The sequence below is a fragment of the Streptomyces sp. NPDC050161 genome, from assembly GCF_044460025.1.
GTDB lineage: Bacteria > Actinomycetota > Actinomycetes > Streptomycetales > Streptomycetaceae > Streptomyces.
This window is the reverse complement of sequence record NZ_JBITJM010000008.1, coordinates 283,413-297,575: the sequence shown is the minus strand read 5'-3', so window position 1 is coordinate 297,575 and position 14,163 is coordinate 283,413. Positions and strand designations below refer to the sequence as shown.

Sequence of the window (14,163 nt, the reverse complement as noted above, 5' to 3'; positions counted from 1 at the left end):
ATGGGCCGGTCGATTCATGCGGGTCAGGTGTGTGTGGCGGACGGGACGGCGCTGGCGGGCGAGAAGATCCGCCGGGTGCTGACCAACGACCCGGGTATGGGCGTCATCCGTCACGTGGACGCCGGGTACGACATCGCCGAGAACGTCGCCACCGAACGCCACGTCCGCATCCCCATGCACGAAGAAATCCCCATGCACGAGGAAGGGGCCGTGTGACCCCGGTGGCCGCGTAGTTGCGGAGTGGTCAAAACCGCGGTGCTCCGACGGCCGCGGTGTCCCGTACCGGCCGGGCCGCCCGGCGCGCGGATCTCCCCGGTCGACGCAAAAACCCCGCGGTACGCATCGCCTGATGCGTACCGCGGGGCCCGGATTTCTTCCGTGCGGCTATTCGGCGGGGGCCGGTGCCGTATCGGCCGGTGAATTTCCTGTGCGGTCCGGTGCGGTTGTGTTGCGCGGGCGGATCCAGATCAGGTGCACCACGGCCAGCAGGGCGAGCCAGACGGCGCCCACGATCAGGGCGATCCGGGTGCTCGCGGAGAACGCCAGCAAGACCGTGATGCCCACCATGAAGACCACCGCGATGATCTGCCCGTACGGCCAGAAGGGCGCCGGATAGGCGAGCGCGGCGGATTCCTCGGCCGACATCGCGCGGCGTGCCTTGATCTGCGTCAGCAGGATCATCAGCCATACCCAGACGGTGGCGAAGGTGGCGATGGAGGAAATGATGAGGAAGATCCGGTCGGGGATCAGGTAATTCAGCAGGACGCCGAGGAGCAGGGCGCCGATCATGATGGCGACGGTCATGGTGGGGACGCCGTTGCGGGAGAGCCTGCGCATCATCGACGGTGCCTGGCGGCGTTCGGCCATGCCGTACATGATCCGGCCGGCGGCGAAGATGTCGCTGTTGATCGCGGACAGCGCGGCGACCACGACGACGACGTTCAGGACGGCCGCCGCGGATTTGATGCCGAGGCCGACGAAGATCTGGACGAACGGGCTGCCGTCGGACCCGACGTGCTGCCACGGCTCCAGGGACATGATGACGGCGAGCGTCAGCACGTAGAACAGCACGATGCGCAGCGGAATGGAGTTGACGGCTCCCGGGATGGTTTTCTCCGGGTTCTCCGCCTCGCCCGCCGTGACTCCGATGATTTCGGTGCCGCCGAAGGCGAACATCACCACCGCGAACGAGATGATGAATCCGTGGGCGCCATGGGCGAAGAATCCGCCGTTGTTCCAGAGGTTGGAGATGCCGACGTGGCCGCCGCCCTTGATGCCCAGGACGAGTATGGCGACACCGGCGATGATCATCGCGATGATGGCGACGATCTTCACCAGGGAGAGCCAGAATTCCAGCTCGCCGAACACCTTGACGTGGAGCAGGTTGATCGCGCCGATGACGGCGATGGCGGCCAGCAGCCAGATCCAGCGCGGCACATCGGGAAACCAGAAGCCCATGTAGACGCCGAGTGCGGTGATGTCCGCGATGCAGACGATGACCATTTCGAACGCATAGGTCCAGCCGGTGGTGAATCCGGCGAGCGATCCGAGGTGTTTCGTCGCGTATTCACCGAACGAACCCGCGCAGGGGTGGTGCACGGCCATTTCGCCGAGCGAGCGCAGGACGAGGAAGACGGCGGCTCCACCGATCAGATAGGCGAGGAGGACCGCGGGGCCGCCTGCCTGGATCGCCTCGGACGATCCGTAGAAGAGGCCGGTGCCGATCGCGGAACCCAGCGCGATGAAACGTATGTGGCGCGACCGCAGGCCCCTGCGCAAGGTCGCTGTGTCGGTGGTCAAAGAATGCCCCTCCTTCGGGAACAGCACGTCCGTCCCTGACGTGTGGCGTGGATGTACGACGACCTGGCCGAGCCGGTCGGTAACACCCCTCGCGTGACCGGAAGAGCGCCTGTATATTCCTGTATAGACAGGAGCGTCAAGAGGTGGTCCAGTGCGTGAACGCGAGACGGCATCCAGCGCCTCACCCGCCGTCGGGCGGGCGCTGCGCATCCTCCTGTGCCTCGCCGCCCGCACCGCTCCGCTACGGGTCTCGGCACTCGCCCGCGACCTCGGAATCCCACGTTCGTCCGCCTACCGCATCCTGGCGATCCTCATCGATCGCGGTGTTGTCGTGTATCTCCCCCAGGAGCAGGCGTACGGCCTCGGCGCCGCCGCCTTCGAGATCGGCACCGCCCACCTCCATCACGAGCCGCTCGAACGGCTCGCGCCCCCTTGCGCCGCCCATGGCCGGCGGCGGCGCGGTGGTTCAGCGGGAATCGAACGTGCCCTTCAGCCGGTAGCGCGACCCCGGATGCAGCAGCCGCGCGATGCTGACCAGCGCGTCGCCCGACCAGGTGCGCCGCTGGATCAGCAGGCAGGGCTCCGTAGGGGCCACCCCGAGGATGCCGCACTCATCGGACGAGGGCAGCACCGCCTCGACGACGTGCTCGCCCTTGCCCAGCGGCGCCACTTCGGACAGGAAAGTGAACGGGGTACGCCGGGTGAAGTCCTGCTCCAGGTAGCCGGGGGCGAAGTCCGGATGGACGTAGCGGTCCTCCAGCTGGATGGCCACCTCGTCCTCGAAGTGCACCACCTGGGAGTGGAAGACCTGGGCCCGCTCCCCCAGACCGAAGCGTTCGCCGGTCTCCTGCTCCGCCGCCTCCTCGCGGACGAACAGCACCTGGGCATGGTACCGGTGCCCGCGCCCGCGCACCTCGTCGGCGATGTTGTGCACCTCCACCAGCGCGGAGCTGCCCTTGTGCAGGGCCACGAAGCTGCCGACGCCCATCACCCGGCGGATCAGGCCCTGGGCTGCCAGCTCGCGCAGCGCGCGGTTGATCGTCATCCGGGACAGGCCGAGCGCCTCCACGAACCGGCTCTCCGAAGGCAGTGCGTCGCCCTCGCGCCACCGGCCGCTCATGATCTGCTCGGTCACCAGGTCCTTCACCCGCTGGTACGCGGGGGCCGAGCCCGACGCGCCCTGCGCATACCGCCGCGCGAGATCCGCAGCCTCCACCACCACGCCGTTCACCGCCCTCGCCTCGTGGTCGCGCACCACGGGCCCACGCCGCGTGCACCGCGATTCTATGGCGTCCCGGATCCGGGCGATCCGGACGGCGTCCCTGGTCCGGTGTGGTGCCGGGCACCACGGTGGCGGCGAGCGGGAAGGCCGCTGCCTGCCGCCCGCCGCCGCTGCCGTCAGCCGGTGATGATCGCCGGGTCGCTGACCCCGGGGCTGCCGTTCTCGACGTGGCCGGCGAAGCGCCGCAGGTACGTGCCGTCGCCCTCGCCGGTGACGCTCAGGTCGTACCAGCGCGCGCCGTCGCCCAGCGCCACCCGGTGCGTGACCCGGCCGGCGGCCGGCACCGTGACCTGCTCGCTGGTGCCGCGGTAGCTCTCGGCGACGGTCAGTACGCAGTCGGCGGCGCCGGCGTTGGTGAGGGTCAGCTCGACGGCGCCCGCCGCGTCGTGGCGGGCGGTCACCTCGGGCCCCGCGGTCTTCCCCGGGCCGCGGAAGGTGCGCAGGAAACCGTTCGGGCCGTGCACCGTGAGGTCGTAACCGTCCTTGGAGTAGGCGGTGTTCCAGGTGTCGGACAGCTGCTTGCCCGCCTCGGTGGTGTACGTCCACGGGCCGTCCGTGCGGTCCGCCGCGGTGACCAGGAAGCAGACGCCCGCCGCATCGCCGCCGCCGAAGGTGAGGGTGATCTTCCCGGTCGACGGGGTCAGGGAGGCGTCCGTCAGGGGCGCGTACGGCAGTGGGCGGGCCGGGCGGGAGCCCGCTTCCTGCTTGGGGAGCACGGGCTGTGCGGGCGGCTTGGGCACATAGCTCGGGTGCCGGTCGCGGTCCGGCGGCTCGTAGGCGGCGGTGTCGGGCAGCTCGGCCGGATCGGTGTCCTTGAGGCCGAAGTCGAAGGCGGAGGTGAGGTCGCCGCAGATGGCGCGGCGCCAGGGCGAGATGTTCGGCTCGGCCACGCCGAAGCGGCGCTCCATGAAGCGGATGACGGAGGTGTGGTCGAAGACCTCGGAGCAGACGTAGCCGCCGGTGCTCCAGGGCGAGACGACGAGCATCGGCACGCGCTGCCCGAGGCCGTAGGGGCCCGCGGCGTAGCGGGTGTCGCCGGGGAAGGAGTCGAGGGCGGTGTCGACGGTGGAGGCGCCGCGGTCGGCGGAGGCCGGCGGGTAGGGCGGGACGAGGTGGTCGAAGTAGCCGTCGTTCTCGTCGTAGGTGAGGAAGAGCGCGGTCCTGCTCCACACCTCGGGGTTGACGGTGAGGGCGTCCAGGACCTGGGAGACGTACCAGGCGCCGTAGTTGGCGGGCCAGTTGGGGTGTTCGCAGAACGCTTCGGGGGCGGCGATCCAGGAGATCTGCGGGAGCTTGCCGGCCTTGACGTCGGCCTTGAGGTGGTCGAAGTAGCCGTCGCCGTTCTTGGCGTCGGTGCCGGTGCGGGCCTTGTCGTACAGCGGGTCGCCGGCCTTGGCGTTGCGGTACTTGTTGAAGTAGAGCAGGGAGTTGTCGCCGTAGTTGCCGCGGTAGGCGTCGTCGATCCAGCCCCAGCCGCCCGGCTCGTCCAGGCCGTCGCCGGTGTCCTGGTAGATCTTCCAGGAGACGCCTGCCTGCTCCAGCCGTTCGGGGTAGGTGGTCCAGTCGTAGCCGGCCTCGTCGTTGCCGAGTACCGGGCCGCCGCCCTTGCCGTCGTTGCCCGCGTGGCCCGACCAGAGGTAGTAGCGGTTGGGGTCGGTGGCCCCGATCATCGAGCAGTGGTAGGCGTCGCAGACGGTGAAGGCGTCCGCGAGCGCGTAGTGGAACGGGATGTCCTGGCGGGTCAGATAGGCCATCGTCCCGGCGGACTTGGCGGGTATCCACTGGTCGTACTTGCCGTCGTGCCAGGCCCGGTGGCCGCCGGCCCAGTCGTGGTTGAGGCCCTCGATGAACTGCATGCCGAGGTTCTCCGCGTCGGGGTGGTAGGGCAGTACGTCCTTGGTGCCGTCGGACTGCTGCCAGACCGGCTTGCCCGCGGGCGCCATCGGGCGCGGGTCACCGAAGCCGCGTACGCCCTTGAGGGAGCCGAAGTAGTGGTCGAACGAGCGGTTTTCCTGCATCAGCACGACGATGTGCTCGACGTCCTTGATGGAGCCGGAGCTGCGGGTGGCGGGGATGGCAGCGGCGCGGGCGATGCTCTGCGACAGGGCGGCGAAGCCCGCGGTGGCGCCGGCGATCTGGAGAAAGCGGCGCCGGTTGAGTTCAGGCATGAGTCCGGGAACCTCTTGGGGTGGGGGGTGAGCTGACGTGGCCGTGCGGGTCGGGGGCAGGAGTCAGCAGAGTCTTCCAAGAGGACCGAGTGCCGGGGAAGGGGTGGTGGCGCGGGAGTGACCGGTGCGGGGCCGCGCCGGGAACAGCCGGGACGGCGCGGACGACGGCGAGGCGCCCGCCATCGGGGCGGGCGCCTCGCGTGCCGTGTGGTGGCCGGTGTCAGACCAGCAACGCCTCGTCGGGCCTGGACCCTGACCCGCTGTCACCCGGCGGGGATCCGGGCTCCGGCACCTCGGCGCCCGGCCGCGGCTTCGCGTCCGGCACGCTGCGCAGCGGCGGCCGTGCGGACAGCGGCGTCTCCCGGGTCGCGGCCACCCGGCGGGTGAACCACACGACCTTGCCGTCGTCGGTGCCGCAGGTGCCCCAGCTGTCGCTGAGGGCGGCGACCACGGCGAGGCCACCGTCGCCCGCGCCGCGCAGCCGCGGCATCCGGGGGCCGCGGTCGGTGACCGAGACGGTCAGGTGCCGGCCGCTCCAGCGGACCTCGACCACGCAGACGGCGTCGGGGCCGACATGCCGGTGGACGTTGGTCAGCAGCTCCGCCACCCCGCGGCAGACGGCCGGAATCTGCGCCTCCAGGTGCCAGTGGCGCAGATGCGCGGCCACGATGCGCCGGATCTGCGGCACCCGCTCCGCCGAAGCGGGCAGTTCGACCGTATAGCGCCGGTTGCTGGACAGGGTCATCGTGGCTCCTCACCGCGAGGCTCACCCGCTGCACCGCGTTGTTCCCCGACGACCGACACGAAGAGTGAGCAGTGGTCACTTACGAGTGAAAACCATCGTCACCCCACCGGGCGGTACGCGCAACAGATCCGGTGTCAGGGCAGGTGCGGCAGGAGCGCGTCCGGTGTGAGCGGCAGGTCGCGCAACCGCACACCGGTGGCGTGCCGTACCGCGTTGGCGATGGCCGCGGCGGCGCCGACGATGCCGATCTCGCCGATGCCCTTGCTGCCCATGGGGTTGAGGTGCCGGTCCTCCTCGTCGAGCCAGTGCGCCTCGATCGCGCGGACGTCGGCGCAGGACGGCACGTGGTAGGAGGCCAGGTCGCACTCGGCGAAGTCACCGAAGACCGGGTCGACGGTGCTGGCTTCAGTCAGCGCCATGCCGATGCCCATCGTCATGCCGCCGATGAACTGGCTGCGTGCGGTACGGGAGTTGAGGATCCGGCCGGCCGCGTACATGCCCAGCATCCGGCGGACGCGTACCTCGCCGGTGACGGTGTCGACCTGCACCTCGGCGAACTGCGCGCCGAACGCGTGGCGTGCGTAGGGCGATCCGGCGGCGACCTCGTCGCCGGTGTCGGCGTCGGCGGTCAGCCCCTCGGCGGGCAGCGGCCCCTCGTGCTCCCGCAGCCGCTCCCCCAGCGCCGCGCACGCCTTGTGGACCGCCCAGCCCCAGGACGCGGTGCCCGATGAGCCGCCGGCCAGGGAGGCGTCCGGCAGGTCGCTGCGGCCGATCGCGAGGTGCACCCGCTCCTCGGGCACGTCGAGTGCCGCGGCGGCGATCTGGGCGAGCACGGTGCGGGCGCCGGTGCCGATGTCGGTGGCGTTGAGGCGGATGTGGAAGGTGCCGTCGGGCGCGGCGTGCGCCTGTGCGCTGGACGGCATGATCAGCACGGGGTAGGTGGCCGCGGCGACGCCGGTGCCGATGAGCAGGTCGCCCTCGTGTCTGACTCCGGGGCGCGGGTCGCGGGGGCGCCAGCCGAAGCGGTCGGCGCCCTCCCGCAGGCAGCGGGCCAGACCGCGGCTGCTGAACGGGCGGCCGGTGTCGGGCTCGGTGCCGGGTTCGTTGCGCAGCCGCAGGTCGACCGGGTCGATGTCCAGGAGGACGGCGAGTTCGTCGATCGCCGACTCCAGCGCGTACATGCCGGGGGCCTCACCCGGTGCGCGCATCCAGGAGGGGCTGGGCACGTCCAGCGCCACGACGTGGTGCACGGTGCGGCTGTTGGGCGAGGTGTACATGGTGCGGGCGGGTACGGCGGCCTGCTCGACGAACTCCTTGAGGGTGGAGGTGGACGTGGCCACCTCGTGCGCGAGGGCGGTGATGACGCCGTCGGCGCCGGCGCCCAGCCGCACCCGCTGGATGGTCGGCGCGCGGTGGCCGACGACGGCGGCCATCTGGCGCCGGGGCAGGGCCAGTTTGACGGGGCGGCCGGTGTGCCGGGCGGCCATCGCGGCGAGCACCACCTGGGGCCGTGCGGTGCCCTTGGACCCGAAGCCGCCGCCGACGTGCTCGGAGATGACGGTGACCGCGTGCCGCGGCAGGCCGAACATGGCGGCGAGATCGTTGCGTACCGGGGTGGCGCCCTGGCTGGAATCGCGGACGGTCAGCCGCCCTTCGGTCCACCAGGCGGTGGAGGCGTGCGGCTCCATGGGGTGGTTGTGCAGCGGGGTCAGGCGGTAGGTCGCGTCGAGGGTGATCAGCGCGCCCGCGTACGCCGTGTCGAAGTCGCCGCGCTCGCGGGCCCCGGCGTGCCCGCCGTTGGCCTCCTTCGGGATGTAGAGCCCCGGGTGGTCCGCGGTCAGCACGACGTCGTGGTCGAGCGTCTCGTAGCCGACGCGGACGGCATCGGCCGCGGCGCGGGCGCCTTCGACGGTCTCGGCGACGGCCAGCGCCACGAACCAGCCCCGGTGCGGGACCGCGGCGTCCTGGAGGACCGCGAGGGTCGGGTCGTCGGGCGGTTCGAGCCGCGGCGCGTTCTCGTAGGTCAGCACGGCCAGCACTCCGGGGAGCGCGAGGGCGTCAGCGGTGTGCACCGCGGTGACGTGGCCGCGGGCGATGGTGGCGGGCACCGGCCAGGCGTACGCGCAGCCCTGCGGGGCCTGTTCGAACGCGTAGCGCGCGCTGCCGGTGACCTTCTCACGGCCTTCGCGGCGTACGACGGGCGCGCCGAGTACGTGCCCGGGTGCACGCGGCGGGGCGGGGTGCGGATCGTGACTCATGGCGCGCGTCCTCACGTGGTCCTTGCGTCGTGGTGGGGGTCCGCCGCGGGTGCGCTGCGCGGGGCGGCGGGGTGTGCCGTCGCCGGGTGTCCGGCGGGCGGCGGGTCATCGGCGGCGTACGGCGAGTTCGCCCAGGACGGAGACGGTGAGCCGGCGGGCCAGGGTGACCTTGAAGCCGTTGTCGCGCAGCGGCCTGGCGGCGGCGAGTTCGGCGTCCGCCGCGCGCCGGAAGGTGTCGGTGGTGGCCGGGGCGCCGCGCAGCACCTCTTCGGCGGCGGTGGCGCGCCAGGGCCGGTGTGCGAGGCCGCCGTAGGCCAGTGCCGCGTGCCGCACCATGCCGTCGCGGACGTCGAGTTGGGCGGCGACGGAGACCAGCGCGAAGGCGAACGAGGCGCGGTCGCGGGCCTTGCGGTAGAGGGAGTGTGCCTCGGCCGGTGGTGGTGGCAGCTGCACCGCGGTGATCATTTCGCCGGGTGCGATGACGGTGTCCCGTTCGGGGTTCTCCTCCGGCAGCCGGTGGAAGGCGGTGGCCGGGACGGTGCGTTCGCCGTCAGGGCCTTGCAGGTCGACGGTGGCGTCGAGGACGGCGAGCGCCACGGCCATGTCGGACGGGTGGGTGGCGACGCAGTGTGCGGAGTGGCCGAGTACCGCCAGGTCGCGGTGGGCGCCCTCGCGGGCCGGGCAACCGGTGCCTGGCTCCCGCTTGTTGCAGGGTTTCGAGGTGTCCTGGAAGTAGCCGCAGCGGGTCCGTTGCAGCAGGTTGCCGCCGGTGGTCGCGGTGTTGCGCAGCTGCCCCGACGCGCCGGCCAGCAGGGCCTGGGAGAGCACCGGGTAGCGGTCGCGGACGACGGGGGCGGCGGCGAGGTCGCTGTTGCGGACGGTGGCGCCGATGCGCAGGCCGCCGCCGGGCAGTTCCTCGATCCGGTCGAGCGGCAGCCGGCTGACGTCGATGAGCAGGTCGGGGGCGGTCACGCCGAGCTTCATGAGGTCGACGATGTTGGTGCCGCCGCCGAGGAACCGGGCGCCGGGGTGCGCGGCCCTGGCCTGGACGGCCTCGGCGACGGTGGCCGGGCGCAGATAGCCGAACGGTTTCATGAGGCCGCCTCCTGGCCGGCGGGGGCGACGGGTCCTGCGGCGGCCCGCCCGTCGTGGGCCGCCGCGTCCCCGACCGCCTCGACGATCCGGGGGTAGGCGCCGCACCGGCACAGGTTGCCGCTCATCCGCTCCCGGATCTCGTCGGCGGTCAGCTCCACCGGGGCGCCCGATGCGGCGGTGTACGGCGTGACGTGCGAGGGGAAGCCGTCCGCCGCCTCGCCGAGTACGCCGGCGGCCGAGCAGATCTGGCCCGGGGTGCAGTAGCCGCACTGCAGGGCGTCGCGGTCCAGGAAGCTCTCCTGGAGCGGGTGCAGCAGGTCGCCGTCGGCGAGACCTTCGACGGTGGTCAGGGCCCGGCCGGTCTGGGCCACGGCCAGGAGGAGGCAGCTGTTGGCGCGCCGCCCGTCGACGAGCACGGTGCAGGCGCCGCACTGGCCGTGGTCGCAGCCCTTCTTGGCGCCGGTGAGGCCGAGCTGTTCGCGGAGCGCGTCGAGGACCGTGGTGCGGTGGTCCAGGGTCATCCGGTGCGCTGTGCCGTTGACGTGCAGGACCACGGCGGAGGACCCGTCGCCCGGCGGCGGTCCTGCGGCGTCCTGGGGAGGTGCGGTGGGCTCCACGCGCTCGCCTTTCGGGACAGGGAAGTTGCCTCCTGCCTACCAGGAGTCCGCGGCCCGCGCTCGTCGGCGGACGGCGCATCGCAGGGGCACCCGGGCGGGTTGCCGGGACCGTTTCAGCGGTTCTCCAGCAGGAGCTGGACCTCCTGCTCCTGGTCGCCCGCCGCGGTGCCGACCACCCGGACGGCGAAGGCCGGCGTCAGGCTCTCGCGGAGCCTGGCCACCGCCCAGTAGCCGCCCTGGAGGCTGACGGTCACGGGCTCGGTCAGCCGTCGCGGCTCGGCCGTGCCCCGCAGGTCGGTCACGTCGAAGGTCGCGGTCCACACCGTCGGTCCGGCCCCGGCCACGGGCTTGGGCACGTCGTCGGGCGCGCGGTCGCACACGAAGGTGGTGCGCAGCGCGCTGAAGACGCTGTGGGCGTCCTCCGTCGCACATTCGGTGAGCTCGACGACCACCTCGGCCCCCGGGTGGTAGGCCGGTTCGGGCGGCGTCGCCTGTTCCTTCCCCCTGACCGGTCCGGGCTGTCCCGGCTGGTTCGCGTGCTGCGCGCTGTTCACTGTGGGGCCTTCCTCTAGGAGCCGACAGGTCCAGGCTCACCCGGCCGACGGGCACGTGCGACCGGAGGCCCGGATCGGCCCGCGTGGCACGTACGGGTGGTTTGACGGCTGCCGGACGGGCCGCACACCACATTTCCGTTACGCTGTGTAGTCATAGCGAGCGCTACGTAATCACGCGTCAGCGCTTCGCTCCACCCCCACGCCGTCAGGAGAGGCCCACGTGACCACCTTCATCACCGACCGCCGCAGCACCGAGTACAGCGTCGACCGCGCGCTGTGCCTGGCCCGCGCGGCCCAGCTCGCCTACCAGGACGAGAGCACCATCGAATCCACCGCCCACGACTGGGGGTTCGACCGGGTCCGCCACCACGTGACGACCTTTCAGCCGCCGTTCCCCCTGACGGACACCCAGGCGTACACGATGGCCGACGACGACATGATCGTCACGGCCTTCCGTGGCACCGAACCGGTCCAGCTGCGCGACTGGCTGTCCGACGCGACCACCCCACCGTGGCCGGGCCCCGGCGGCACGGGGTTCCTGCACTACGGCTTCGCCGAGGCGCTGGACGCGGCGTGGTCCCACATCCTGGGCGCCGTGCAGGAGTTCCGTGACCACGCACAGACGGTGTGGTTCACGGGGCACAGCCTCGGCGGGGCGCTGGCGATGCTCGCGGGGGCACGGCTGCACTTCGAGGAGCCGCGCCTGACGGCCGACGGCGTCTACACCTTCGGCCAGCCGCGGACCTGCGACCGGCTGCTGGCCGGAGCGTTCGACAAGGCCTTCGACCGGCGCATGTACCGCTTCGTGAACAACAACGACATCGTCCCCCAACTGCCTCCCGAGCCGGTGTTCCACCACGTCAAGGCGCTGCGCTACATCGACTCCGACGGCGCGCTGCACGACACCGTGCCGGCGCTCGGCGGCCTCGTCGACCGCGCCCGCGGCCTCACAGCCGACGCGTTCGCACCGGCGTCCGACGGCGTGCGCGATCACCTGATGGACCGCTACATCGAGGCGCTGGAGAAGAACCGGAGCTGAACCGCGCGGGCGCCCGGCCGGTGCGCCCCCCACCACCGGCCGGGCGCGGACCGCGTCCCGCGCGCCCCGTCGGCCACCGGCGCCCCGGCCGGACCGGACCCGGGCCGTGGCCTGCTGCGATTCGGTAACGGGGGCGCATTCGAGGTAATTCCCCCACAGAAATGTTGCCTATGCTCAGGCTTCCGGGCCGCTTCCGGGCCGCTTCCGGGCAGCGCCGACGGCCCGCGCCCGCCCGCATCAGCCACCCGAACGACGGAGTACACCTTGGCCGTGGAGAACAGGAAGCAGCGCATCAGTTCCCGTGTGCTGTGCGCTCTCCCCTACGCGGTCATGGCCGTGGTCACCACGGTGGACGTGACCGCGGGTTCCGGTGTCGGCTTCCTGCCGCTGGTGTCGCTCGGGCCCGCCTTCGCCGGACTGGTCGGCGGCTGGCGGCGCACCGCCGTGGTGGGCCTGACCGCGCTCGTGCTCTGTCTCGGCCTGGGAATGTACGACGGCCTCTTCGACAACAGGCGCGGGCTGACCGCACTGCTCTCGGTCGCGGGGGTCACGGCCGCCGGGCTGGTCGCCGCGGTGATGCGGCAGCGCCGCGAGGCGGAGCTGGCCAGCGTCCGGTCGATCGCCGAGGTCGCCCAGCGGGTGCTGCTGCGGCCGGTGCCGCGCGGGGCCGGGCCGCTGCGGATCGCGGTGTCGTACACATCGGCGGTGGCGGAGGCGCGGATCGGCGGCGACCTGTACGAGGTGGTGAACGCGCCGGGCGGGGTGCGGGTCATCGTCGGGGACGTGCAGGGCAAGGGACTTGAGGCGGTGGAGAGCGCGGCGGTGGTGCTGGGCGCGTTCCGCGAGGCGGCGTACGACGAGGCGGATCTGATGGCCGTCGGCGAGCGGGTGGAGCGGGCGTTGAACCGGCACCTGAGCGGCGAACGGTTCGTGACCGCGGTGCTCGCCGAGATCGGCGAAGGGCCGCGCGCGACGCTGCTGAACTTCGGGCATCCGGCGCCGCTGGTGGTCCGCCCCACCGGCTCGGTCGGCTACGCCGAGCCGCCCGAGCGTGCCCTGCCGCTCGGCCTGTCCCTGCACGGCGCCGACGCGCCGCGGCCGTACGAGGTGCCGTTCGCCCCCGGCGACCAGCTGCTCTTCTACACCGACGGGGTCACCGAGGCGCGGGACGGCGCCGGCCGCTTCTATCCGCTCGACGAACGCGCCGATCTGCTCAAGGACCCCGATCCTGAGGCCGCGTTGCAGGCGGTGCGCGAGGACGTCGTCGAGCATGCCGAGGGGCCGCTGCACGACGACGCGGCGATGCTGCTGGTCCGCTTCCGGGAGCCGCACGGCGAGGAGCACTGAGGACCGCTTCCCGGGCGGCCGACGCGCCGCCGTGGGGTACCCGCTCGCGGGAACGGGCAGCGGGACGGGCCGTCGTTCAGCCGCGGTGTCCGCGTCGGCGGCGGAGCCTGGAGTGCAGGTCATCCGGCGGCAGGAAGCGGGCCCAGCGCTCGGGGTACTCCGCGGGCGGCGGCCCTTCGTCGTCATCGGCGCCGTCGTCCTCGTCGTCGTCCTCGTCGTCGTCACCGTCGTCATCGGCGGTGACGCCATCGGTGCCCGCGGCGCCGTCCGCAGCGGCCGGTGCCGTGGCCTGCGCCGCCAACCGCTCCTTCTCCGCCCGCGCCGCCGCCGTCGCCACCGAAGGCCACACCCGGTCCAGCGCGGCGTTCATCGCGGCGCCGACGAGCACCGCGAACGCGGACACCCCGATCCACAGGAGGACCGCGACCGGCGCGGCCAGCGACCCGTAGATGGTGGGCCCCTCCACCGTCGCGGTCAGGTAGATCCGCAGCAGCAGACTGCCGAGCACCCACATCGCGAGGGCGACCACCGCACCCGGAATGTCCTCGGGCCAGGGCGAACGCACCGGCACCGACGCGTGGTAGAGCGTGGTGAGGAAGGCGACCGACAGGATCAGCACCACCGGCCAGTACAGCGCCCTGATGACGTCCGCACCGGCCGGCAGCCAGCTCACCAGGGTGTCGGGCCCCACCACCATCAGCGGCAGCGCGACGGCGCCGACGACCAGCGCGGCCAGGTAGAGCACGAACGCCAGCAGCCTGGTCCTGACGATGCCGCGCCTGCCGTCGAGGCCGTACATGATCGTGATGGTGTCGACGAAGACGTTCAGCGCGCGGGAGCCCGACCACAGGGCGATGGCGAAGCCGAGCGAGATGACGTCGGGGCGGCGGCCGGTGAACACGTCGTCGAGGAGCGGGCGGGCGATCTCGTCCACGCCCTGCCCGGAGAGCACCGTGCCGGACGCGGTGAGGATGTTGTCCCGGATGCTGACGAGGGTGTCCTGGCCGATCCAGGGCTCCATGTAGCCGAGCAGCCCGATGAGTCCGAGCAGCAGCGGCGGCAGCGACAACAGGCAGAAGAACGCGGCCTCGGCGGCCAGACCTGTGACCCGGTACTCCATGCAGGAGTGCACGATGTCCTTGACGAGCAGCCAGCCGAGCCGGCGTTTGGAGACGTTGCGGTAGAGGACCCTGGCCCTGGTCAGACGGCCCGCGGGCCGCTCGGTCGGTTCGTTCTCCGGCTGCACCTCCTTACCGTA

General features: G+C 72.2%; 11 protein-coding genes and 2 pseudogenes. 4 read left to right on the top strand and 9 right to left on the bottom strand.

Annotated features, from left to right (window positions below; all coding sequences use genetic code 11):
• Nucleotides 1-216: pseudogene (locus ACIBK8_RS16920) on the top strand (urocanate hydratase); the annotation flags it as partial.
• A 168-nt stretch (nucleotides 217-384) separates the two neighbouring features.
• On the opposite strand, the gene ACIBK8_RS16915 reads toward ACIBK8_RS16920, so the two are convergent.
• Nucleotides 385-1,800, bottom strand: coding sequence for an amino acid permease (locus tag ACIBK8_RS16915; RefSeq protein WP_399042589.1), 1,416 nt, complete (start codon nucleotides 1,798-1,800; stop codon nucleotides 385-387).
• A 151-nt stretch (nucleotides 1,801-1,951) separates the two neighbouring features.
• On the opposite strand from ACIBK8_RS16915, the pseudogene ACIBK8_RS16910 reads away from it, so the two are divergent.
• A pseudogene (locus ACIBK8_RS16910) lies at nucleotides 1,952-2,128 on the top strand (helix-turn-helix domain-containing protein); the annotation flags it as partial.
• A gap of 138 nt (nucleotides 2,129-2,266) precedes the next feature.
• Here the strand turns inward: ACIBK8_RS16910 and hutC are convergent.
• The 7 genes from hutC to ACIBK8_RS16875 all read right to left on the bottom strand — a co-directional run bounded on the left by hutC (nucleotide 2,267) and on the right by ACIBK8_RS16875 (nucleotide 10,417).
• The gene (hutC, locus tag ACIBK8_RS16905; protein WP_399042588.1) at nucleotides 2,267-3,058 is read right to left on the bottom strand and encodes a histidine utilization repressor; all 792 of its coding nucleotides are present in this window, start codon (nucleotides 3,056-3,058) and stop codon (nucleotides 2,267-2,269) included.
• 140 nt (nucleotides 3,059-3,198) lie between these two features.
• The gene (locus tag ACIBK8_RS16900; protein ID WP_399042587.1) at nucleotides 3,199-5,250 is read right to left on the bottom strand and encodes a phosphocholine-specific phospholipase C; all 2,052 of its coding nucleotides are present in this window, start codon (nucleotides 5,248-5,250) and stop codon (nucleotides 3,199-3,201) included.
• 220 nt (nucleotides 5,251-5,470) lie between these two features.
• Nucleotides 5,471-5,995: an ATP-binding protein gene (locus ACIBK8_RS16895; RefSeq protein ID WP_399042586.1), complete on the bottom strand. Its 525-nt coding sequence runs from the start codon at nucleotides 5,993-5,995 to the stop codon at nucleotides 5,471-5,473.
• A gap of 134 nt (nucleotides 5,996-6,129) precedes the next feature.
• On the bottom strand, nucleotides 6,130-8,253 hold the full coding sequence (locus ACIBK8_RS16890; protein ID WP_399042585.1) for a xanthine dehydrogenase family protein molybdopterin-binding subunit: 2,124 nt from the start codon (nucleotides 8,251-8,253) through the stop codon (nucleotides 6,130-6,132).
• A 105-nt stretch (nucleotides 8,254-8,358) separates the two neighbouring features.
• A complete protein-coding gene (locus tag ACIBK8_RS16885) occupies nucleotides 8,359-9,348 on the bottom strand; it encodes an FAD binding domain-containing protein (protein WP_399042584.1) in 990 nt (329 codons plus the stop codon).
• The gene (locus tag ACIBK8_RS16880; RefSeq protein WP_399042583.1) at nucleotides 9,345-9,965 is read right to left on the bottom strand and encodes a 2Fe-2S iron-sulfur cluster-binding protein; all 621 of its coding nucleotides are present in this window, start codon (nucleotides 9,963-9,965) and stop codon (nucleotides 9,345-9,347) included. The genes ACIBK8_RS16885 and ACIBK8_RS16880 overlap by 4 nt, the downstream gene beginning before the upstream one ends.
• Nucleotides 9,966-10,078: 113 nt before the next feature.
• Nucleotides 10,079-10,417, bottom strand: coding sequence for a hypothetical protein (locus ACIBK8_RS16875; protein ID WP_393687395.1), 339 nt, complete (start codon nucleotides 10,415-10,417; stop codon nucleotides 10,079-10,081).
• A 322-nt stretch (nucleotides 10,418-10,739) separates the two neighbouring features.
• Here ACIBK8_RS16875 and ACIBK8_RS16870 point away from each other — a divergent pair, with 322 nt between their 5' ends.
• Together ACIBK8_RS16870 and ACIBK8_RS16865 are read left to right on the top strand one after the other, a co-directional pair.
• Nucleotides 10,740-11,558: a lipase family protein gene (locus tag ACIBK8_RS16870; protein WP_399042582.1), complete on the top strand. Its 819-nt coding sequence runs from the start codon at nucleotides 10,740-10,742 to the stop codon at nucleotides 11,556-11,558.
• Between the two features lie 330 nt (nucleotides 11,559-11,888).
• Nucleotides 11,889-12,905 carry a PP2C family protein-serine/threonine phosphatase gene (locus tag ACIBK8_RS16865; protein WP_399042606.1) on the top strand — a complete coding sequence of 339 codons (1,017 nt, stop codon included), beginning with the start codon at nucleotides 11,889-11,891 and terminating at the stop codon, nucleotides 12,903-12,905.
• A gap of 76 nt (nucleotides 12,906-12,981) precedes the next feature.
• Here the strand turns inward: ACIBK8_RS16865 and ACIBK8_RS16860 are convergent, their stop codons facing one another.
• The gene (locus ACIBK8_RS16860) at nucleotides 12,982-14,151 is read right to left on the bottom strand and encodes a YihY/virulence factor BrkB family protein (RefSeq protein WP_399042581.1); all 1,170 of its coding nucleotides are present in this window, start codon (nucleotides 14,149-14,151) and stop codon (nucleotides 12,982-12,984) included.
• Nucleotides 14,152-14,163 lie beyond the last annotated feature (12 nt).